At 67.5% G+C, this 19,132-nt stretch carries 20 protein-coding genes and 1 pseudogene; 15 read left to right on the top strand and 6 right to left on the bottom strand.

The window, feature by feature from the left end; translation table 11 throughout:
- Positions 1 to 22: 22 nt before the first annotated feature.
- Complete coding sequence (gene galE / locus V7S63_RS19775) at positions 23 to 1,012, bottom strand: UDP-glucose 4-epimerase GalE (protein ID WP_336531457.1); 990 nt, start codon at positions 1,010 to 1,012, stop codon at positions 23 to 25.
- A gap of 313 nt (positions 1,013 to 1,325) precedes the next feature.
- On the opposite strand from galE, the gene galU reads away from it, so the two are divergent.
- Positions 1,326 to 2,204: a UTP--glucose-1-phosphate uridylyltransferase GalU gene (gene galU / locus V7S63_RS19780; RefSeq protein WP_100959208.1), complete on the top strand. Its 879-nt coding sequence runs from the start codon at positions 1,326 to 1,328 to the stop codon at positions 2,202 to 2,204.
- Between the two features lie 61 nt (positions 2,205 to 2,265).
- Here the strand turns inward: galU and ppa are convergent, their stop codons facing one another.
- Positions 2,266 to 2,805 (bottom strand): inorganic diphosphatase, encoded by a 540-nt coding sequence (gene ppa / locus V7S63_RS19785; protein WP_091832708.1) that lies wholly within the window; start codon positions 2,803 to 2,805, stop codon positions 2,266 to 2,268.
- Positions 2,806 to 2,947: 142 nt separating this feature from the next.
- On the opposite strand from ppa, the gene V7S63_RS19790 reads away from it, so the two are divergent.
- Positions 2,948 to 3,670, top strand: a complete 723-nt coding sequence (locus tag V7S63_RS19790) for a fused DSP-PTPase phosphatase/NAD kinase-like protein (protein ID WP_091832711.1) — start codon at positions 2,948 to 2,950, stop codon at positions 3,668 to 3,670.
- Positions 3,671 to 3,773: 103 nt separating this feature from the next.
- Here V7S63_RS19790 and V7S63_RS19795 read toward each other — a convergent pair whose 3' ends face one another.
- The 3 genes from V7S63_RS19795 to hmuQ form a co-directional block, all read right to left on the bottom strand.
- Entirely contained in the window at positions 3,774 to 5,216 is a 1,443-nt protein-coding gene (locus V7S63_RS19795; RefSeq protein ID WP_336531458.1) for a polysaccharide biosynthesis protein, read from the bottom strand.
- Positions 5,217 to 5,459: 243 nt separating this feature from the next.
- Complete coding sequence (gene hutX / locus V7S63_RS19800) at positions 5,460 to 5,990, bottom strand: heme utilization cystosolic carrier protein HutX (RefSeq protein WP_336531459.1); 531 nt, start codon at positions 5,988 to 5,990, stop codon at positions 5,460 to 5,462.
- A 13-nt stretch (positions 5,991 to 6,003) separates the two neighbouring features.
- A complete protein-coding gene (hmuQ, locus tag V7S63_RS19805) occupies positions 6,004 to 6,351 on the bottom strand; it encodes a heme-degrading protein HmuQ (RefSeq protein WP_091832719.1) in 348 nt (115 codons plus the stop codon).
- Between the two features lie 213 nt (positions 6,352 to 6,564).
- Between hmuQ and V7S63_RS19810 the strand changes: the two genes are divergently transcribed.
- The 4 genes from V7S63_RS19810 (at position 6,565) to serA (ending at position 10,829) form a co-directional block, all read left to right on the top strand.
- The gene (locus V7S63_RS19810) at positions 6,565 to 7,536 is read left to right on the top strand and encodes a heme/hemin ABC transporter substrate-binding protein (RefSeq protein WP_336531460.1); all 972 of its coding nucleotides are present in this window, start codon (positions 6,565 to 6,567) and stop codon (positions 7,534 to 7,536) included.
- Positions 7,533 to 8,645: a FecCD family ABC transporter permease gene (locus tag V7S63_RS19815; protein ID WP_442896488.1), complete on the top strand. Its 1,113-nt coding sequence runs from the start codon at positions 7,533 to 7,535 to the stop codon at positions 8,643 to 8,645. Before V7S63_RS19810 ends, V7S63_RS19815 begins: the two co-directional genes overlap by 4 nt.
- 2 nt (positions 8,646 to 8,647) lie before the next feature.
- Positions 8,648 to 9,454 (top strand): heme ABC transporter ATP-binding protein, encoded by an 807-nt coding sequence (locus V7S63_RS19820; protein ID WP_336531462.1) that lies wholly within the window; start codon positions 8,648 to 8,650, stop codon positions 9,452 to 9,454.
- Between the two features lie 118 nt (positions 9,455 to 9,572).
- Positions 9,573 to 10,829 (top strand): phosphoglycerate dehydrogenase, encoded by a 1,257-nt coding sequence (gene serA, locus V7S63_RS19825; protein ID WP_091832731.1) that lies wholly within the window; start codon positions 9,573 to 9,575, stop codon positions 10,827 to 10,829.
- A gap of 14 nt (positions 10,830 to 10,843) precedes the next feature.
- Here serA and phnF read toward each other — a convergent pair whose 3' ends face one another.
- Positions 10,844 to 11,593, bottom strand: coding sequence for a phosphonate metabolism transcriptional regulator PhnF (gene phnF, locus V7S63_RS19830; protein WP_336531463.1), 750 nt, complete (start codon positions 11,591 to 11,593; stop codon positions 10,844 to 10,846).
- Positions 11,594 to 11,681: 88 nt separating this feature from the next.
- Between phnF and phnG the strand changes: the two genes are divergently transcribed.
- From phnG to V7S63_RS19875, 9 genes and pseudogenes are all read left to right on the top strand, one after another.
- Positions 11,682 to 12,122, top strand: coding sequence for a phosphonate C-P lyase system protein PhnG (gene phnG / locus V7S63_RS19835; RefSeq protein WP_336531464.1), 441 nt, complete (start codon positions 11,682 to 11,684; stop codon positions 12,120 to 12,122).
- Positions 12,122 to 12,727, top strand: a complete 606-nt coding sequence (gene phnH, locus V7S63_RS19840; protein WP_336531465.1) for a phosphonate C-P lyase system protein PhnH — start codon at positions 12,122 to 12,124, stop codon at positions 12,725 to 12,727. Before phnG ends, phnH begins: the two co-directional genes overlap by 1 nt.
- A 23-nt stretch (positions 12,728 to 12,750) precedes the next feature.
- Positions 12,751 to 13,872 (top strand): carbon-phosphorus lyase complex subunit, encoded by a 1,122-nt coding sequence (locus tag V7S63_RS19845; RefSeq protein WP_336531466.1) that lies wholly within the window; start codon positions 12,751 to 12,753, stop codon positions 13,870 to 13,872.
- A pseudogene (locus V7S63_RS19850) lies at positions 13,869 to 14,738 on the top strand (alpha-D-ribose 1-methylphosphonate 5-phosphate C-P-lyase PhnJ); the annotation flags it as partial. The gene V7S63_RS19845 and the pseudogene V7S63_RS19850, both read left to right, overlap by 4 nt.
- A 218-nt stretch (positions 14,739 to 14,956) precedes the next feature.
- Positions 14,957 to 15,763 (top strand): phosphonate C-P lyase system protein PhnK, encoded by an 807-nt coding sequence (gene phnK, locus V7S63_RS19855; protein ID WP_336531467.1) that lies wholly within the window; start codon positions 14,957 to 14,959, stop codon positions 15,761 to 15,763.
- Between the two features lie 166 nt (positions 15,764 to 15,929).
- The gene (phnL, locus tag V7S63_RS19860; RefSeq protein WP_336531468.1) at positions 15,930 to 16,628 is read left to right on the top strand and encodes a phosphonate C-P lyase system protein PhnL; all 699 of its coding nucleotides are present in this window, start codon (positions 15,930 to 15,932) and stop codon (positions 16,626 to 16,628) included.
- A complete protein-coding gene (locus V7S63_RS19865; protein WP_336531469.1) occupies positions 16,628 to 17,767 on the top strand; it encodes an alpha-D-ribose 1-methylphosphonate 5-triphosphate diphosphatase in 1,140 nt (379 codons plus the stop codon). Before phnL ends, V7S63_RS19865 begins: the two co-directional genes overlap by 1 nt.
- Positions 17,768 to 17,774: 7 nt before the next feature.
- Entirely contained in the window at positions 17,775 to 18,476 is a 702-nt protein-coding gene (locus tag V7S63_RS19870; RefSeq protein ID WP_336531470.1) for a DUF1045 domain-containing protein, read from the top strand.
- A 24-nt stretch (positions 18,477 to 18,500) separates the two neighbouring features.
- Positions 18,501 to 19,121: an LbetaH domain-containing protein gene (locus V7S63_RS19875; protein WP_336531471.1), complete on the top strand. Its 621-nt coding sequence runs from the start codon at positions 18,501 to 18,503 to the stop codon at positions 19,119 to 19,121.
- Positions 19,122 to 19,132 lie beyond the last annotated feature (11 nt).

Below are 19,132 nucleotides of genomic sequence, written 5' to 3' on the forward strand. Positions count from 1 at the left end.
ACGCCGCGCCAAATCCCGTCGCTCAGCTCGCATTGCGCTTGCGCAGGCTTTCCTCCCAGGCGAGCGCTTGTGTCACGATCTGCGTGAGGTCGTCATGCTCCGGCTGCCAGCCGAGCTCGGCGCGGATGCGATCGGCCTTGGCGACCAGAGCGGCCGGGTCGCCGGGGCGGCGCGGCGAGAGCCGGACGGGGAAATCGACGCCGGAGACGTGTTTCACCACCTCGACCACTTCCTTGACCGAATAGCCGCGGCCATAGCCGCAGTTCAGCGTCAGATTGCCGCCACCGGCGCGCAAATGGTCGAGCGCGGCGAGATGGGCGCGGGCAAGGTCGGTGACGTGGATGTAGTCGCGCACGCAGGTGCCGTCGGGTGTCGCGTAGTCGGTGCCGAAGATATCGAGCCCGGCGCGCTGGCCGAGCGCCGCCTGGCTCGCGACCTTGATCAGATGGGTGGCAGTGGCGCTGGACTGCCCGGAGCGGCCCCTGGGATCGGCGCCGGCGACGTTGAAATAGCGCAGGGCGACATAGGTCAGGCCATGGGCGCGGGCGACGTCGCCGAGCATCCACTCGCTCATCAGCTTGGAGCGGCCATAGGGATTGATCGGATTGAGGGCGATCTCCTCCGGCACCGGCGAGACCGGCGGCTCACCATAGACGGCAGCGGTCGAGGAGAAGATCACATGCTTGACGCCGCCACGCACGGCGCTTTCCAAGAGGGCGCGCGTCTTGACGGTGTTGTTGTGGTAATAGCCGAGCGGATCCGACACGGAATCCGGCACGACGATCTTGGCAGCGAAATGGGCAATCTCTGTGATGCCGTGCTCGGCAATGGTGCGCTCGACCAGGGCCTGGTCGCCCATGTCGCCACGCACGAGCGTCGCTTCCTGTGGCACTGCCCACCAGAAGCCGGTCGAGAGATCGTCGAGCACGACGACCTTCTCGCCGCGGTCGAGCAGCTCGAGGACCATGTGGCTGCCGATATAGCCTGCGCCGCCCGAAACCAGAATCGCCATCTTCGTCTCCTCGTCACGTGATCGGCATAATCCGGAATCACGACAGTTCGATCCAGCCTCTCCGGCGCACATGGCTAATCTCGGGCGCCGCGCGAGTGAAGCCATGCAAGAATGATGACCAGGGCGGCAAAGTGCGCCAAAGGCATTGACGCATCGGCAAGGTCAGAATGGTATTCGAAGATGGGGCTGGCCCGGCTTTTGCCAGAATCGCGGGCCAGCCTTCAGCGGCCGGCATGAATGGGCGACGCCGGCTCTCCCCGAAGCCCTCCGATTTTCAGCAGGCGCGCGCCGGGGGCGCGCGAGATGGACGCGCATGATCAAGAAAATCCGCAAGGCGGTCTTTCCCGTCGCTGGTCTCGGCACCCGCTTCCTGCCTGCCACCAAGGCGATCCCGAAGGAGATGCTGACCATCGTCGACCGGCCGGTCGTCCAGCACGTGGTCGACGAGGCGCGCGCTGCCGGGATCGAGCATTTCGTCTTCGTGACCGGGCGCAACAAGGCCGTGATCGAGGACCATTTCGACATGGCCTACGAGCTCGACGACACGCTGGCCAGGCGCGGCAAGACCAAGGAGCTGGAGGCGCTCAAGCACGATCTGCCGGCCGCCGGCGCAGCGAGCTTCACCCGCCAGCAGGCGCCGCTCGGCCTCGGACATGCCGTATGGTGCGCCCGCGAGATCGTCGGCGACGAGCCGTTCGCACTGCTGCTGCCGGACATGCTGCATCATGGGGCGGGCAAGGGCTGCCTCGCCGAGATGATCGCGGCCTATGAGGAGCATGGCGGCAACCACATCGCGGTGGCGCCGGTGCCGGACGACCAGACCCATCAATACGGCATCGTCGGCGTTGCCGACGCCAAGGCCAAGGTCTCGCAGATCAGCAAGATGGTCGAGAAGCCGCCGAAGGGCACGGCGCCATCGAACCTGCACATCACCGGCCGGTACATCCTGCAGCCGACGATCTTCGACCTGCTCGCCAAGCAGGAGAAGGGCGCCGGCAACGAGATCCAGCTTACGGATTCGATGATCGCGCTGGCGCAGCAGGAAAAATTCTTCGCCGTGCGCTTCGACGGCGACATCTACGACACCGGCTCGAAGATCGGCTTCCTCAGCGCCAATGTCGCCTATGCGCTGGAGCGCGGCGATCTGGGCCCACAATTGCGGGCCGAGATCGAGCGGCTGCTGAAGAAATAGAAAACGCCGACGCCATGGCCGGGGTCAGCCCGGCCATGGCGCTTTTCTCAATGACAGGGGATCAGCCCGACTTGGCCTTCTTGGCCCGCTCGATCGCCTCGACGATCAGCTGCTTGGCCTTGGCGGCGTCGCCCCAGCCGGTGAGCTTCACCCACTTGCCGGGTTCCAGGTCCTTGTAGTGCTCGAAGAAGTGCTGGATCTGGTCGAGCGTGATCTGCGGCAGATCGGTGTAGTTCGTGACGTTCTCGTAGCGCTTGGTCAGCTTGGGGACCGGCACGGCGATGATCTTCTCGTCGCCGCCGCCCTCGTCTTCCATCATCATCACGCCGATCGGGCGGACCGCGATGTAGGACCCCGGCACCAGCGGGCGGGTATTGGCGACGAGCACGTCGCAGGGATCGCCGTCTTCCGACAGCGTATGGGGGATGAAGCCGTAATTCCCGGGATAGCGCATCGGCGTATAGAGGAAGCGGTCGACGAAGAGCGTGCCGGCTTCCTTGTCCATCTCGTATTTGATCGGTTCGCCGCCGATCGCGACTTCGATGACGACGTTGACCTCGTCCGGGGGGTTCTTGCCGATGGCGATGGCGTCGAGCCGCATGTACCTGACCTATCGATGATAAAACTTCGGCGGCGTTATGCGCGGTTGCGGCGCAAAGGCCAAGCCCGGCTTTTAGTCGGAGTTACCGATTTGCGCAGCAAGGCTCCCGCTGCTATCGGGCGGACATGACAGGTGCGATCCCATGCTGAACCGCTGGCGGCGGCCGGAAGACCGCTATGCGAGGCGCATGGCTCGGATCGCGCGCTGGGATCGCCCTTTGCGCGGCCGGCTCGATCGCGCTCGCGCCTGGACCAATATGCTGCTGTCCGACCACGGCATCTTCCGGCTCGTCTATCTCAATGCGCACCGCATCACCCCGCAGCTCTGGCGCGCCGCCCAGCCGGCCCCGACCGACATCGCCTGGTTCGCCCGCCAGGGCGTGAAGACGATCGTCAACCTGCGCGGCGGCCGCGAGCACGGCGCCTGGCCGCTGCAGAAGGAGGCCTGCGAGCGCCACGGCATCGCTCTGGTCGAATTCGTCCTGCGGTCGCGTGGCGCGCCGGACCGTGACACCCTTCTGGCTGCCCCCGCGTTCTTTGCGGGGTTGCAGACGCCTGCTCTGGTCCATTGTAAATCGGGCGCCGACCGGGCCGGTTTCTTCTCTGCCCTCTATCTGCTGATCCACGAGAGGCGGCCGCTCGCAGAGGCGATGGCCGAGCTTTCGCTGCGCTACGGCCATTTCCGTTTCGCCAAGACCGGGATTCTCGACGCCTTCTTCGAGACCTATGCGCGCGAGGGCGCCAGCAAGGGCACGCCGTTCCTCGACTGGGTGGCGAAGGAATACGATCCCGAGCGGCTTGAGCGCGAATTCAAGCCGGGCTTCTTCTCCTCGCTGCTCGCCGACCGGCTGATCCGGCGGGAATAGCCTCGAGCATTTTCGAGCGAAGTGGGCACCGGTTCGCGTGAAGAAAGTGCGATAGGAGAAAGACTTAGAGCAATTCTGCGATTCGAAGAATTGCGGAATTGCTCTAGCTTGGGTTGGCCAATCGCTGGTCGCCGATCGCGGTCCATGTCAGGCGTAGATGCAGCAGCAGGCGCCCCAGCGAGATCAATCCGATCACCGCGAGCAGGGCGGGAGACAGGCTGCCGAACCCCCAGATCACGATCGCCGCGGCGGCCAGCGCCACCGCATTGGCCGTCATCTGGCTATGCGGGCGCGACGAGAAGGCGCCCATTTCCTGCAAGGGGCCGGCCAGGGCGCCGCTGCCATAGAACAGCGCCATGATCGCCATCACCTCGCCGATGCCTTCCCATTTGGTGCCGCTCAGGAGTAATTCGTCGGTGCTGACGGCAACGAAGGCGATCGCGGTGAAGAGCGTCGCCACGATGGCCACCATCCCCAGGGTGACGAGGCGGGCTCGCTTCTGCTGATCGTGGCCGCGATGCCTGCGCAGATTGTTCATCACCAGCGGCGTCGTCACCGCGCCGAACATCTGCGCCGGCACGTCGAGCAGGCGCGTCGCCAGGGCGACATGGGCAGCCAGCACCGGGTTGCTCGACATCGGCAGCGCCAGCAGCGGCGCCGCCGAGAAGCCGAAGGAGAGCAGTGCCGAGGGCAGGAGGAAGGTCGGCGAGTTGCGCCATTGCCAGCCTGCCATGATGAGCTCGGTCAGCGACCAGCGCGCGGGGTGCATCAGGCGCAGCAGCGAGTCGCGTCGGCGCCAGGCGAGATAGCAGGCCGCGACGGCGTGGCCGAATGCGTCTGCGGCGAACAGGGCCAGAGATACCGGCCCGAGCGGCCAGATCAGCAGGATCATCATCCCGGGCTGGAGCAGCGCCTGGGCGATATTGGTGTTGCCGATCGTGGCGAAGTCGCCTTCCGCCGTGGCTTCGGCCAGCAGCAGCCGGATCGCCGCCCGGCTCGCCAGCGAGATCAGGAACAGCGCGCCGAAGCCGCGCAGGATCCAGCCCTGCGCCGCCGCGAACAGGACCGCGATCACGGCCCCGGCGAGAAAGACGGTGCCGGTGGCGACCGCCAGGCGGAAGGCCCGGCCGAGCCGCAGCCGGTCGTTGTTCTGGAAGAACACCGCCTCGAACCGCAGCAGGACGGCGATCGAAGCCAGGTTCGCCAGGGCTGCGAAGATCGCGAAGTCGGCGAAGACCTTGGGTGGACACAGGGCGGCGGCCAGCAGCAGCCCCCAGACCGACAGGAGGCGCGCCTGCACGAAGCGGAGCGCCAGCATCACCCCGTTGCGGAAGCCCGCGTGCTTGGCGAGCGATGACAGCCCTGCTCTGGGGCCGGCTGCGGACGCCGGCCCGATCAGGTCCTTGGCGAGGCTGACCCGTGTCAGGGCGAGCTGTGCCGCCATCGCAGCGTCCTCAGCCGGAGTCTCGGGCAGGCCGTCTGCGCCGGCCGGCCGGCCGTGGCGCTCACCTGTCGGAGGCCGTGCGCGATCAACGGTGTCGATCACGTCACTTGTCTCCGCAGCCAGAAAGCTGCGCTTCTATGGTTAACGCTTGGTAAATTCTCGATCTTTCGCGATATTTCAGGCCCGCCCACCCGATATGGCGGTGCTTGTGGCGGAAGCGTGGCGACTGACGTCATTTGTCAGCGATCAGCCTGCGGCGCCATGCGCATGCTGCGTGACGAGAAAGCCCCCGCCGGGGATGGCGGAGGCTCGAATGAATTGCCCGGCAGCCGGAGTCGGTCGGTCTCAGGCGAAGTCGCCCTTCAGCGCCTCGAAGCGCGCGACCTGATCGGGCAGGAGCTCGCGCGCCGCATCGCGGCGGACGAAGATCTTGAACATCGCCTCGCCGGCGCCGTTGAAGAACTGCACCGAGCAGGAGCGGCGGCCGTGGAACTGCCGGTCGACGAGATAGATCGCCCTGCAGTTGCCGGCCTTGATGTGCCCGCCGATCGGGCTGTCGCCATGGATGTTGTAATAGCCGTGGCCGAACGAGCCGACCGGCAGCGAGCCCTCGCATTCCAGCACGATGTCGGGCGTGTGCACGATGAACAGCACCGTGCCCCAGGTCGCAAGCTCCTGCCAGAGCGCCTCGAAGCGCTCCGCCGCGATGAAGCGGCGCTGCTCTTCCGGGGTGACCTCGAGCACGGCGAGGGTGGAGACGCCATGCTCGCGCGCGACCGCCTCGATCACGCCGTCCGGCTTGGCGGCGAGCGCCGCCCGGACCTTCGCCATGGCTTCGGCGGGAGCAGGCGGTGCCAATGTCTCGGCAAACGACATCGTGATCAGCCTCTCACTCGGCCGCCTGGCGCGGCAGATGCGGATTGTGCTCGGTCAGGATCGTCTCGAAGCCTTCGAATTCGGGATGGCCGAGATAGAGCGGCGTCGGCCGCGGCTGGCCGGCATTGCGGTGCGACTCGCGGAACTGGTCCGACTTGGTCCAGGCGGTGAAATCGTCCTTCGAGGCCCAGGTCGTATGCGAGGAGTAGAGGGTGTGATCCTCCTTCTCCGGCCCCTTGAGCAGATGGAAGGCGATGAAGCCCTTCATCTCGTCGAGGCGGGTCTTGCGCGAGGACCAGACCGTCTCGAAGGCCTCCTCCTCACCCTTGACGACCTTGAAGCGGTTCATGGCGATGAACATCGGGAAATCCTCGGCGATTGGCAAAAGCGTGATGGTCCGGCAGCTTGCGCCGCTCTTGACCCTCCTTAGTAAAGCTGCATATCACCGTCAATAACGGCTCCAATAATCGTTGTTTTGAATGATTATAAAAGAGCCATTACTTTGTAATGACTTCAGTGTAGCTGAGCGTTGCGAGCGCTTCTGCTGCGCGTCGTCGCACGCACGAGATCGATCATGGGCACGCTGCAAGCGCCTTCATCCGCTCCGCTCGCAGGCTTCAGGGCCAAGCGCCTCGGCCGGGAGATCGCGGCTGCTGCGGTCGTGTCCCTGCTGGCGCTGGGCGGCCTCTCCGGGTCGCTGGAGCCGCTGGCCGTCGTCGCTCCCGCCCGGGCGCAGGCCGCCGAGCGTATCGTCGCTGCCGGCGGCGTCGTCACCGAGGTGCTCTATGCGCTCGGCCAGCAGGACAAGGTCGTCGGCGTCGACACCACCAGCCAGTGGCCGCCGGACGCGCTGAAGGACAAGAAGAGCGTCGGCTATGTCCGGGCGCTCTCGGCCGAGGGCGTGCTGTCGCTGAAACCCTCGCAGGTGATCGCGGTTGAAGGCGCCGGTCCGCCAGACGCGCTCGCTCTGCTCAAGGAATCCGGCACGCCGATCACGATGATCCCCGAGGCGCTTTCTCCGGAGGCAGTCGTTGGCAAGATCGCGGCGATCGGCAAGGCCGCCGGTGTCGCCGAGCCGGCGCAGCAACTCGCCGCCGCAGTGAAAGGGCGCTTCCAAGAGCTCGACAAGCTGCGCTCTGGCCTGCCCGGGCAGAAGCGCGTCCTGTTCGTGCTCTCGCTGCAGAACGGGCGCACCCTGGTCGGTGGCAGGGCCACCACGGCCGATGCGATCATCGCGCTCGCCGGTGGCGTCAATGCCGCCAGCGCCGTCGAAGGCTTCAAGCCGATGACCGACGAGGCGATCATCACCGCAGCGCCCGATGTCGTGCTGATGATGCGCCATTCCAGCGCCCACAATGCCGGCCCCGACGAGCTCTTCGCCATGCCGGCCTTCTCGGAGACACCGGCGGCGAAGCAGAAGGCGCTGATCCGGATGGACGGGCTCTATCTGCTCGGCTTCGGGCCTCGAACCCCGAACGCGGCGCGCGACCTGATGGCCGAACTCTATCCCGAAGCCAAGGTCGCCCAGCTTTCCGCCGCCAAATGACGCTTGCCGTGAAGCAGCCGCCGAGTGCGAGTGCTGCGGCGCTGGCCGTGCTCACGGCCGGCCACCGCCGCAAGGGCGTCATCGCCGTCGCCGCGCTCGTCGGGCTCTGCCTGCTGTTGATGCTGCTCTCGCTCGGGGCAGGGGCCTTCGCGATCGCGCCCGGCCGCGTCGCCGACATCCTGCTGGCGAAGCTCGGCTTCGGTCCGGCCGAGCTGCTGGGGAGCCGAGAGGCGCTCGTCGTGCTCAATATCCGCATGCCGCGCCTGCTGCTCGGCGCGCTGGTCGGGGCGGCGCTCGCGATCTCCGGCGCGCTGATGCAGGGCCTGTTCCGCAATCCGCTCGCCGATCCCGGTTTGGTCGGCGTCTCCGCCGGCGCGGGTCTCGCCGCCGCTGCGACCATCGTGCTCGGAGACCGCCTCCTCGCGGCCTTCGCGATGAAGCTGCCCTTCGCGGTGCTGCCTCTCGGAGCCTTTTTCGGCGGCCTCGTCTCGACGCTGGCGCTCTATCTGATCGCGACGCGCCAGGGCCGCACCTCGGTCGCGACCATGCTGCTCGCCGGTGTTGCGCTCGGCGCGCTCGCCGGCTCGCTCACCGGCCTGCTCGCCTTCGTCTCCGACGACCGGCAATTGCGCGACCTGACCTTCTGGTCGCTGGGCAGCCTCGGCGGGGCGAGCTGGACCAAGCTCTCGGTGGTAGCGCCGATCGTGCTGCCGCTGCTCTTCGCCGTGCCCTTGCTGGCGCGCGGCCTCAACGCTCTGATGCTGGGTGAGGCCGAGGCCTATCATCTCGGCATCCCCGTCCAGCGCATCAAGGCGCTCGCGATCCTGCTGGTCGCCCTCGCGGTCGGCGCCAGCGTTGCCGCAGCCGGCGTGATCGGCTTCGTCGGCATCGTCGTGCCGCATCTGATCCGGCTCTCGATCGGTCCCGATCACCGCCTGCTGCTGCCGCTTTCGGCGATCGGCGGCGCTGCCCTTCTGGTCGGCGCCGACATCATCGCCCGCCTCGTCGTCGTGCCGGCGGAATTGCCGATCGGCATCGTCACCGCCTTCATCGGCGCGCCCTTCTTCCTCTGGCTGCTGCTGCGCCGCGGCCGGATCGCGGAGCTCTGAGCATGGCGATCCTCGCAGCGGAGAATCTCAGCTTCTCGGTCCGCGGCAGCTCCCTGGTGCGCGGCGCCTCGCTCGCGCTGGAGGAGGGGGCGACGACGATCGTCGTCGGCCCCAACGGTGCCGGCAAGTCGACGCTGCTCAAGCTGCTGACCGGCGAGCTCGCTCCCTCGCAGGGCACGGTCCGCATGGACGGTGCGGCGCTGCCGCAGATCCCGGCCTGGGAACTCGCCTGCCGACGCGCCGTGATGGTGCAGAACCAGCGTCTCGCCTTTCCGTTCAGCGTCTATGAGGTTGCGCGGCTGGGGCTGGAAGGTGTCGGCCGGGCCCAATCGCGTGGCCGCAAGGCTGAGATCATCGCCCAGGCGCTGGAGATCGCCGGCGTGATCGGTCTCGCCGGTCGCCAGTATCAGACCCTCTCAGGCGGCGAGCAGCAGCGCGTCCAGTTCGCCAGGGCGCTCTGCCAGCTCGAAGCGGGCCGCAGCGTCGCGCAGCGCCAGATCCTCTTCCTCGACGAGCCGATCGCCAGCCTCGACCTCTGCCATCAGCTCTCGCTGCTCGACGCCGCCCGCAGCATCGCGGCGCAAGGTGCGGCCGTGCTGGTCGTGCTGCATGATCTCAACCTCGCCGTGACCTATGCCGACCGGCTGGTGGTGATGCATGAGGGCGCGATCGTCGCACAGGGCGAGCCTGCGACCATCCTCGACGACAACCTGCTGCGTGGCGTCTTCCGCGTCTCGCTTTCCTTCAGCCGTCTGCCGCCGGCCGGCCAGCCTTTCCTGCTGCCGCAGCAGCACCTTTCGGCAATTTAGCTCGGCCGGGCGCGACAACTTTGCGGTTGTGCGCTGCGACAACAGGTCTATAGCGGGCGCTCCGGCGCCTTCCGCCCGACCAGGCGAGCGGGCGCATCGCTGGACCGTCGAGCGCACCATGAACCTTCCCACCGACCGGCTTTCCTTTCCGAAGGACCGCCTCCGCGTCCTCCTGCTCGAGGGAATCAACGATTCCGCCGTCGCTGCCTTGCAGCAGGCCGGCTACACCAACCTCACCCGCCTGCCGAAGGCGCTCGATGAGGCCCAGCTGATCGAAGCGATCGAGAAGACGCACATCCTCGGCATCCGCTCGCGCACCCAGCTGACCGAGCCGGTCTTCGCCGCCGCCAAACGCCTCTTCGCCGTCGGCTGCTTCTCGGTCGGCACCAACCAGGTCGATCTCGACGCCGCCCGCCTGCGCGGCGTCCCGGTCTTCAACGCGCCCTTCTCCAACACCCGCAGCGTCGCCGAACTGACCATCGGCGAGATCGTCATGCTGCTGCGCCGGATACCCGACCGCTCCCGCTCGGCACATGAGGGCGGCTGGGACAAGTCGGCCAACGGCTCCTTCGAGGTCCGCGGCAAGGTTCTCGGCATCGTCGGCTACGGCAATATCGGCAGCCAACTCTCCAACATCGCCGAGGCGATGGGCATGCGCGTGATCTATTACGATCACACCGACCGCCTGCGCCATGGCAATACCGAGCCGGTCGAAAGCCTGAAAGCCCTGCTCGCAAACAGCGACGTCGTCTCGCTGCATGTCCCGGAAACGCCCGCCACGCACAACATGATCGGCAAGGCCGAGATCGCGGCGATGAAGCAGGGCGCCTATCTCATCAACAACTCGCGCGGCACGGTGGTCGATCTCGATGCTCTCGCCGAAGCGCTGCGCAGCGGCGCGCTCGCAGGCGCGGCGGTCGATGTCTTCCCGAAGGAGCCGGCCTCCAACAGCGAGCGCTTCGTCACTCCGCTGCAAGGCTTGTCCAACGTCATCCTGACCCCGCATGTCGGCGGCTCGACGGAAGAGGCGCAGGAGCGCATCGGCGCCGAGGTGGCACGCAAGCTGGTCGACTATTCCGATGTCGGCTCGACTGTCGGCGCGGTCAATTTCCCGCAGGTGCAACTGCCGGCGCGCCCGGCCGGCACCCGCTTCATCCAGGTCCAGCGCAATGCGCCGGGCATGCTGCGCCGCCTCAACGACGTCTTCGCCAGCCGCAACATCAACATCGCGGCCCAGAATTTCCAGACCGACGGCGAGATCGGCTATGTCGTGATGGAGGCCGATCCGGTCGGCGAGGTCGCGCGCGAGATCATCGAGGAGATCCGGGCGCTCGACGGCACGATCCGCGCCCGGCTGCTCTACGAACGCGGCTGAGCGGAGCGCGAGCGTTAGTCCCCGAAGGGCTCGACCACCATCTCCATCCGCTCGCCGGCGAAGACGCTGTTGACGATGTGGATCGGCGTCAGGTCGGGCAGCGCGTCGACGGCCAGCGAGACCAGCACCGCCGCACCGGGCTCGATCCGCAGCAACGCCGCCTCGCGCTCCGTGGCGAGCCTTGCCGTCAACCGGGTCGAGCGGCGCACATAGTCAAGGATGCCATAGGCCTTGAACGCCGCCGTGATCGACGCTTCCGCATCGCGATAGACCGTGTCGAAGCCCGGAAACCGCGCGACCGCGAGCCAATGCGTCCCGGTCCCCATCGGCGTGCCGTCGGCGAGGCTGAGCCCTTCGCACCGCCATAGCGGCGTTCCCGGCTCGAGTGCCAGTGCCTCGCAAATCTCCGGATCACCCGCCACCACCTCCGCCGAGAGCATGCGGCTGGAGCCGATCATGCCGATCCGTCCGAGATTGGCGCGCATACTGACGCGCCGGCCGAGCGGATAGGGCACGCGCCGGGAACTGACCTGCGTGCCGCGTCCGCGCGATACCGTGACCAGCCCCTGTTCCGCCAGATGCCGAAAGGCCTGTCGTACCGTGTGCCGGTGCACACCGTATTGCTCGGCGAGCACGATCGCCGCCGGCAGCGTATCGCCGGGCTCGTATTCGCCTTGCTCGATCGAGGCCGCCAGCGCATCGGCGATCCGCCGCCAGGCTGTGCCGCCATCGCCGCCCTGATTGTCCAGCAAGCTCGGCGTCATCAAAATTTCATCCAAAATGTATAGACCTTTTCCAACGACACGCTTATCTTAGTCTAGACATTAGACCTTGGCGAGAGGCCGACACGGTATGACGGACATCGCGACACGCCAGCATTGGATGGCAGTGCTGGCCCGTGCGACGCAAGGCGAGATCGACGCCTTGCTGCAGCAGGCGGGCCCGCTGCCGACGCACGAGCTGCTCAAGGCGCCGCAGACCGGCACCGTCATGGTCGAGGGCCGCGCCGGCGGCGCCGGCCGCCGCTTCAACCTCGGCGAGGCCACGGTGACGCGCTGCGTCGTCCGCCTCGACAGCGGCGCGATGGGCTTTTCCTACGCACTGGGGCGAGACGGCCGTAAGGCGCGCCTCGCCGCTGTCACCGACGCGCTCCTCCAGGGTGAGGCCGAGACCGGCCCGCTGCGGCGCGGCGTCTTTGCCCTCGCCCAGAAGCAGCAGGCTGCCCGCGAGCTCGCCTCGCGCAAGGCCGCTGCCACCAAGGTCGATTTCTTCACGCTGGTCAGGGGCGGCTGATGGCTCCCAACGACACCCTCATCGGCGCCGGGTTCGCCGACCCGGTCTTCCAGTCGCAAGGTGCCTTCCGTGCCCTGCTGGCAGCGCTCTCGGAGCCGGGCCTCGCCTGCGATCTTGGCGATGCGATCGTGCCGCCCGCCGGGCTCAAAGCTGCGACTGCCGTCGCACTGCTGACGCTTGCCGACTACGAGACGCCGATCTGGCTGCCGGCAGCGCTGCGCAACGGCCCTGCCGGCGCCTGGCTGCGCTTCCATTGCGGCGCCGCCCTTGTCGAGGATCCCGCCCGCGCCGCCTTCGCCGTGGTCGACGGCGCTGCGGTCGAGCCGAAGCTCTCTGCCTTCAACGCCGGCGACGATCAGTTCCCCGATCGCTCGACCACGGTGCTGGTCCAGTGTGTCGGCTTCGAAGGCGGCGAGGCTGTCAGGCTCGAAGGCCCGGGCATTGTCGGCCAGCGCAGCATCGCCCCGACTGGGCTGCGTCCCGGCTTCTGGGCCGAGGTCGAAGACAACGCTGCGCTCTACCCGCTCGGTGTCGACCTTCTGCTGGTCCATGGCGCGCAGGTGCTCGGCCTGCCGCGCTCGACGCAAATCGTGGGGACCCGCTGAATGCCCCGCCGGGAGCTTTGCTGATGTATGTCGCGGTCAAGGGCGGCGAAGCCGCCATCCTCGCCACCCATGATCTCGTTGCCGAAGCACGCCGCGGCGACGAGAGCGTGCCGGAACTCAGTGTCGCGCAGATCCGCGAGCAGATGGGCCTCGCCTGCGGTCGCGTCATGAACGAGGGCTCGCTCTACGATCCCGACCTAGCCGCGCTGGCGCTGAAGCAGGCGCAGGGCGATGCGATCGAGGCCGCCTTCCTGATGCGCGCCTATCGCACCACGCTGCCGCGCTTCGGTTCCTCCGAGCCGCTCGATACCGCCGGGATGGCGATCCGTCGCCGCGTCTCGGCGACCTACAAGGATCTGCCGGGCGGCCAGGTGCTCGGCCCGACCTATGACTACACCCACCGGCTCTTCGATTTCGCTCTGATGGACGAGACTGCGCCGAGTGAGATGCAGGCCCGTCCGGCCGCGCAGCCGCTCGACGCCTCGATGCCGCGCGTGCCGGATATCCTTGGCGCCGAGGGGCTGATGGAGGAGGAAGCCCCGCCCGCCGGCGATCCGCGGCCCTTCGATCTCACCCGCGAGCCCGTCACCTTCCCGGCCGACCGCGATGTCCGCCTGCAGGCGATGGCCCGCGGCGACGAGGGCTTCCTGCTCGGCCTCGGCTATTCCGTGCAGCGCGGCTACGGCAACAGCCATCCCTTCGTCGGTGAGGTCCGGGTCGGCGAGGTCGCCGTCGAGTTCGTGCCGGAGGAGCTGGGCTTCGCCGTCGATCTCGGCGACATCACCTTGACCGAATGCCAGATGGTCAACCAGTTCGCCGGCTCCAAGGAGGTCCCGCCGCAGTTCACCCGCGGCTACGGGCTCTCCTTCGGCCATAGCGAGCGCAAGGCGATGTCGATGTCGCTGGTCGATAGGGCGCTCAAATGCCGCGAATTTGGCGAAGCGGCGACCTATCCGGCCCAGCAGGACGAGTTCGTCCTCTACCACTCCGACAATGTCGAGGCGGCCGGCTTCGTCGAGCACCTGAAGCTGCCGCACTATGTCGATTTCCAGGGCGAGCTCGAACTGATCCGCCGCATCCGCAAGGAACGCGAGCAGCGCCTTGCCGAGCAACAGAGCAAAGCCCTGCGGGAGGCCGCGGAATGACCGTGCACCAGAACATCACGGACGAGACCAGGCCGGCCTACAACTACGCCTATCTCGACGAGCAGACCAAGCGGATGATCCGCCGCGCGCTGCTCAAGGCGGTCGCGATTCCCGGCTACCAGGTGCCGTTCGGCTCGCGCGAGATGCCGCTTGCCCGCGGCTGGGGCACCGGCGGCATCCAGGTCACCGCTGCGATCATCGGGCCCGACGATACGCTCAAGGTCATCGACCAGGGCGCCGACGATACCACCAACGCCGTCTCGATCCGCCGCTTCTTCGAGCGCACCGCCGATGCGCGCACCACAGAGGCGACGCACGAGGCGACGATCATCCAGACCCGCCACCGCATCCCGGAGGCGCCGCTGAAGGCCGGCCAGATCATGGTCTACCAGGTGCCGCAGCCCGAGCCGCTCAGGAAGCTCGAGCCGCACGAGACCGAGACGCGCAAGATGCACGCCTGGGCCGAATACGGGCTGATGCAGGTCAAGCTCTACGAGAACATCGCCCGCTACGGCGAGGTGACGACCACCTACGACTACCCGGTCATGGTCAATGGCCGCTACGTGATGGCGCCGTCGCCGATCCCGAAATTCGACAATCCGAAGATGCAGATGTCGCCGGCGCTGCAACTCTTCGGCGCCGGGCGCGAGAAGCGCATCTATGCGGTGCCGCCGCATACCAGCGTGCGCAGCCTCGATTTCGACGACCATCCCTTCCGCATCCAGAGCTGGGAGCAGCCCTGCGCGCTCTGCGGCGCGGCCGATTCCTATCTCGACGAGGTCGTGATCGACGACCAGGGCGGGCGCATGTTCGTCTGCTCCGACAGCCACCATTGCGAGACGCGGCGGGCCGACGGCCATCGCGGAACGATGCTGGGTGACGCCACAGAGAGTGGCTTGGTTTCAAACTCCCACGTCGTCCCGGGCGACCCATCGGGTCCGACCTTCGGTTCGCCCGAAGACAGGCTCCGGGAGACCCGGGACCCAGTCCGGACCCTATCCGATGAGCGCTCCGGAATGGATCGCGGGTCTGCGCTCCGCTCCGCCCGGGGTGACGGGGCGAATGGAACATTGGGAGAGAGCCAATGACACTCCACGTCGCGCCGCCAGACCTCGGGCTCGATCCCGTGCCGCTGCTCTCGGTCGACGGGGTCGCTCGCTTCTATGGCGAGCGCATCGGCTGTGCCGAGGTCTCCTTCGACCTCTGGCCGGGCGAGGTGCTGGGGATCGTCGGCGAATCCGGCTCGGGCAAGTCGACCCTGCTGCGCTGCCTTGCCGGCATCGACAAGCCCGACGAGGGGCAGGTGCTGTTCCGGGGCGGGGTCGAACCGCTCGACATCTATTCGGTCGCCGAGCAGGAGCGGCGCCGGCTGATGCGCACTGCCTGGGGCATCGTCCACCAGAACCCGCGCGACGGTCTGCGCATGGACGTCTCGGCCGGCGGCAATGTCGGCGAACGCCTGATGGACAATGGCGCGCGGCATTACGGCAGGATCCGCGAGACCGCGCTCGACTGGCTGCAGCGCGTCGAGATCGCCGCGGGCCGCATCGACGACCGGCCGCGCCAGTTCTCCGGCGGCATGCAGCAGCGCCTGCAGATCGCCCGCGTGCTGGTCTCCGAGCCGAAGCTGGTCTTCATGGACGAGCCGACCGGCGGCCTCGACGTCTCCGTCCAGGCCCGCCTGCTCGACCTGCTGCGCGTGCTGGTGCGCGATCTCGGCCTCGCCGCGATCATCGTCACCCACGACCTCGCGGTCGCCCGCCTGCTCACCGATCGCTTGATGGTGATGAAGGATGGCCGCGTCGTCGAGCAGGGCCTGACCGACCAGGTCCTCGACGACCCCCAGCATGCCTACACACAGCTTCTGACCTCGGCGGTGCTGACGGTATGAGCTTCTCGCCACTACCTCTCCCGTCATGGTCGGGCTTGTCCCGACCATCCGCGTCTCCGTTCTTCGAGAGCGGCGTTCGAGACATGGATGCTCGCCACAAGGGCGAGCGTGACGGTGTAGCCTTCGTCACAACCGCGTCACCCCGAACCCGCAAGGCATCTCGATCATGACCACGATGATTCACGTCGAGAACGTCGCCAAGGAATTCACCCTGCACAACCAGGGCGGCGTGCGCCTGCCGGTGTTCGACAACGTCAACTTCTCGGTCGCTGCCGGCGAGGCGCTTGTGCTGGCAGGCGCTTCGGGCGCCGGTAAATCCAGCCTGCTGCGCATCCTTTACGGCAATTACCGGCCGACCTCCGGCACCATCGCCATCACCCATGGCGGCCGGCAGATCGACATCGTCTCGGCCGTGCCGCGCACCGTGCTCGACATCCGCCGCCGCACGCTCGGTTTCGTCTCGCAGTTCCTGCGGGTCATCCCGCGCGTCGCGGCGCTCGACATCGTCCGCGACCCGCTGCTCGCTCGCGGCGCCACGCCCGAGGAGGCCAGCGAACGCGCGAAAGCCATGCTCGCCCGCCTCAACCTGCCGCAGCGCCTCTGGGACCTTGCTCCCGCAACCTTCTCCGGCGGCGAGCAGCAGCGCGTCAACATCGCCCGCTCCTTCGTCGATCCCTCGCCGATCATGCTGATCGACGAGCCGACCGCCTCGCTCGACGCCAACAACCGCAATGTCGTGGTCAGGCTGATCGCGGAGGCCCGCGAACAGGGCTCCGCCATCGTCGGTATCTTCCATGACGAAGCCGTGCGAGAGGCTGTCGCGACCCGCTATCTCGACATCACCGATTTCCGGAAGGCCGCCTGATGTCCACCATCCTGACCAATGCCCGCCTGATCCTCGAGGACGAGGTCGTCACGGGGACCATCGCCTTCGACGAGAGCGGCATCCATTCGGTCGACCAGGGCCGTTCCTCCCTGCCGGAGGCGATCGACGCCCAGGGCGACTATGTCGCGCCCGGCCTCGTCGAGATGCACACCGACAACATGGAAAAGCACTTCATGCCGCGCCCGAAGGTCTTCTGGCCGAACGGGCTCGCGGCGGCGCTGGTCCATGACGCGCAGATGGCGGCGGCCGGCGTCACCACCGTCTATGACGCGATCTGCGCCGGCACGCCCTTCTCGGCCAAGGACTATCGCAAGGACATCTTCGCCGACGTGATGGATGCGCTCAGGCTCGGCAGCGCCGAGGGCGTCTTCCGCATCGACCACCGCATCCATATGCGCTGCGAACTGACCAGCCCGGACCTGCTCAGGGATATCGAGCCCTATCAGGACGATGCCCTGGTCCAGTTGGTCTCGCTGATGGATCACACCCCCGGCCAGCGCCAATGGCGCGATCTCGCCCACTTGCGCACCTACGCGCTCGGCAACGGCAAGACCGAAGCGGAGTTCGAGGAGGATGTCAGCGTCCGCCAGCGCGAGGGGACGGCCAATGTCGGCCGCAACTGGAGCGCCGTCGTCGAGATGTTCCAGGCCCGCGGCATCCCGATCGCGACCCATGACGACACCACGATCGAGCATGTCGAGGCCGGCATCGCCTCGGGCGCGGTGATCTCGGAATTCCCGACCACGGTCGAGGCGGCGCAGGCCGCCAAGCAGCGCGGCCTAGCCACCATCGCCGGCGCGCCCAATGTCGTGCGCGGCGGCTCGCATTCCGGCGGCGTCTCGGTGGCGGAACTGGCCGAGAAGGACCTGCTCGACGGGCTCTCCTCCGATTATGTTCCGGCGAGCCTGCTGCAGGCCGTGCTCAAGCTCCACGACAAGCACGGCATCACCCTGCCGGCGGCGATGGCCAAGGTCACCTGGAAGGTCGCCGACATTCTCGGCCTGAAGGATCGCGGCCATCTCAAGCCCGGCCTGCGCGCCGATCTCGTGCGCTTCAAGGCGCTGGGCCCGACGCCGGTAATCGCCACCGTCTGGTCGCAGGGACGCCGGGCCTTCTGAGCGCAGCATGACCCAACCTGCGCCGCGCTACGCGCTCTACTACGCTCCCGCAGCCGACAGCGCCCTCTGGCGCTTCGGCAGCGCGACGCTGGGCTATGACGCCGTCACCGGGGCGGACATCGACTTCGCGGTTCCGCCCGGTTGCGAAGGTCTCGACTGGTCCGAGATCACCGCCGAGCCGCGCCGCTACGGCTTCCACGCCACGTTGAAGGCTCCGTTCGAGCTTGCCAATGGCCGCAATGAGGGCGCCTTGCGCGCCTTCGCCCGCAATTATGTCGCCGGGCGCCCGCCGGTCCGGCTCGCCGGGCTTTCGGTCAACGCGCTCGGCCGCTTCATCGCGCTGACGCCGTCCGAGCCGAGCGAGGATTTGCAGCGCTTTGCCTTCGACATCGTCCAGGCCTTCGAGCCGTTCCGCGCCCCGCTCTCGCAGGCTGATCTGGCGCGCCGGCTGCAGAGCCCGCTGACGCCGGCGCACCGGGCCTATCTCGAGGCCTATGGCTACCCTTATGTCGGTGACGCCTTTCGCTTCCACATGACGCTGACCGGCTCGTTGCCGGACGCAGAGGTGGCTCCGGTCAAGGCGGCACTGGCGCAGGCTTATGTGCAGGCCTTGCCGACCGGCCCGGTCCGGATCGACCGCGTCGCCATCTTCAAGCAGCAGAGCCGCAGCAGCCGCTTCGTGCTGCTCGACAGCATCCCGCTCGGCTGATTCATCCCCAACGGAAGGCCCGTCATGGCAGGCAAGAAGCTCGGGCTCGAACCCGTGATCGACCCGACCGCGACCGTCCGCGACGCCGTGCTCGGCCGCTACACCGAGATCGGCGCCCGCACCGCCTTCGCGGAATCGACGCTTGGCGACTATTCCTATGTCGTGAACGACTCCAACATCATCTACACGACGATCGGCAAGTTCTGCTCGATCGCGGCGCATACCCGGATCAACCCCGGCAACCATCCGATGCAGCGGGCGAGCCAGGCGCATTTCACCTATCGGGCCAGCGCCTATTTCGAGGATGCGCAGGACGAGGCCGCCTTCTTCGACTGGCGCCGCTCGATGCTCGTCACGATCGGCCATGATGTCTGGATCGGCCACGGCGCCATCGTGCTCGCCGGGCGCAGCATCGGCACTGGCGCGGTCGTCGCGGGCGGCGCGGTCGTGACCAAGGACGTGCCCGACTACACCATCGTCGCCGGCAACCCGGCCCGCATCATCCGCCGGCGTTTCCCGGAGGAGATCGCCGAGCGGCTGAAGGCACTGGCCTGGTGGGATTGGGAGCACGCCGCCCTGCGCACGGCGCTCGACGACTTTCGGGCGCTGAGCGTCGAGGCGTTCCTGGACAAATACGAGAGCTGAGAGCCCGTCGC

The sequence above is a fragment of the Allobosea sp. CCNWLY174 genome (assembly GCF_037120455.1).
GTDB classification, from domain to species: Bacteria; Pseudomonadota; Alphaproteobacteria; order Rhizobiales; family Beijerinckiaceae; genus Allobosea; species Allobosea lupini.

Coding starts and splice junctions, on each gene's coding strand:
- phnF (WP_336531463.1), bottom strand. CDS start 11,593: ATGACGCCGAGCTTGCTGGACAATCAGGGCGGCGATGGCGGCACAGCC.
- phnG (WP_336531464.1), top strand. CDS start 11,682: ATGACGGACATCGCGACACGCCAGCATTGGATGGCAGTGCTGGCCCGT.
- phnK (WP_336531467.1), top strand. CDS start 14,957: ATGACACTCCACGTCGCGCCGCCAGACCTCGGGCTCGATCCCGTGCCG.
- phnL (WP_336531468.1), top strand. CDS start 15,930: ATGACCACGATGATTCACGTCGAGAACGTCGCCAAGGAATTCACCCTG.
- ppa (WP_091832708.1), bottom strand. CDS start 2,805: ATGCGGCTCGACGCCATCGCCATCGGCAAGAACCCCCCGGACGAGGTC.
- galU (WP_100959208.1), top strand. CDS start 1,326: ATGATCAAGAAAATCCGCAAGGCGGTCTTTCCCGTCGCTGGTCTCGGC.
- galE (WP_336531457.1), bottom strand. CDS start 1,012: ATGGCGATTCTGGTTTCGGGCGGCGCAGGCTATATCGGCAGCCACATG.
- hmuQ (WP_091832719.1), bottom strand. CDS start 6,351: ATGTTCATCGCCATGAACCGCTTCAAGGTCGTCAAGGGTGAGGAGGAG.
- serA (WP_091832731.1), top strand. CDS start 9,573: ATGAACCTTCCCACCGACCGGCTTTCCTTTCCGAAGGACCGCCTCCGC.
- V7S63_RS19810 (WP_336531460.1), top strand. CDS start 6,565: ATGGGCACGCTGCAAGCGCCTTCATCCGCTCCGCTCGCAGGCTTCAGG.
- V7S63_RS19790 (WP_091832711.1), top strand. CDS start 2,948: ATGCTGAACCGCTGGCGGCGGCCGGAAGACCGCTATGCGAGGCGCATG.
- V7S63_RS19865 (WP_336531469.1), top strand. CDS start 16,628: ATGTCCACCATCCTGACCAATGCCCGCCTGATCCTCGAGGACGAGGTC.
- V7S63_RS19875 (WP_336531471.1), top strand. CDS start 18,501: ATGGCAGGCAAGAAGCTCGGGCTCGAACCCGTGATCGACCCGACCGCG.
- hutX (WP_336531459.1), bottom strand. CDS start 5,990: ATGTCGTTTGCCGAGACATTGGCACCGCCTGCTCCCGCCGAAGCCATG.
- phnH (WP_336531465.1), top strand. CDS start 12,122: ATGGCTCCCAACGACACCCTCATCGGCGCCGGGTTCGCCGACCCGGTC.
- V7S63_RS19820 (WP_336531462.1), top strand. CDS start 8,648: ATGGCGATCCTCGCAGCGGAGAATCTCAGCTTCTCGGTCCGCGGCAGC.
- V7S63_RS19870 (WP_336531470.1), top strand. CDS start 17,775: ATGACCCAACCTGCGCCGCGCTACGCGCTCTACTACGCTCCCGCAGCC.
- V7S63_RS19845 (WP_336531466.1), top strand. CDS start 12,751: ATGTATGTCGCGGTCAAGGGCGGCGAAGCCGCCATCCTCGCCACCCAT.
- V7S63_RS19815 (WP_442896488.1), top strand. CDS start 7,533: ATGACGCTTGCCGTGAAGCAGCCGCCGAGTGCGAGTGCTGCGGCGCTG.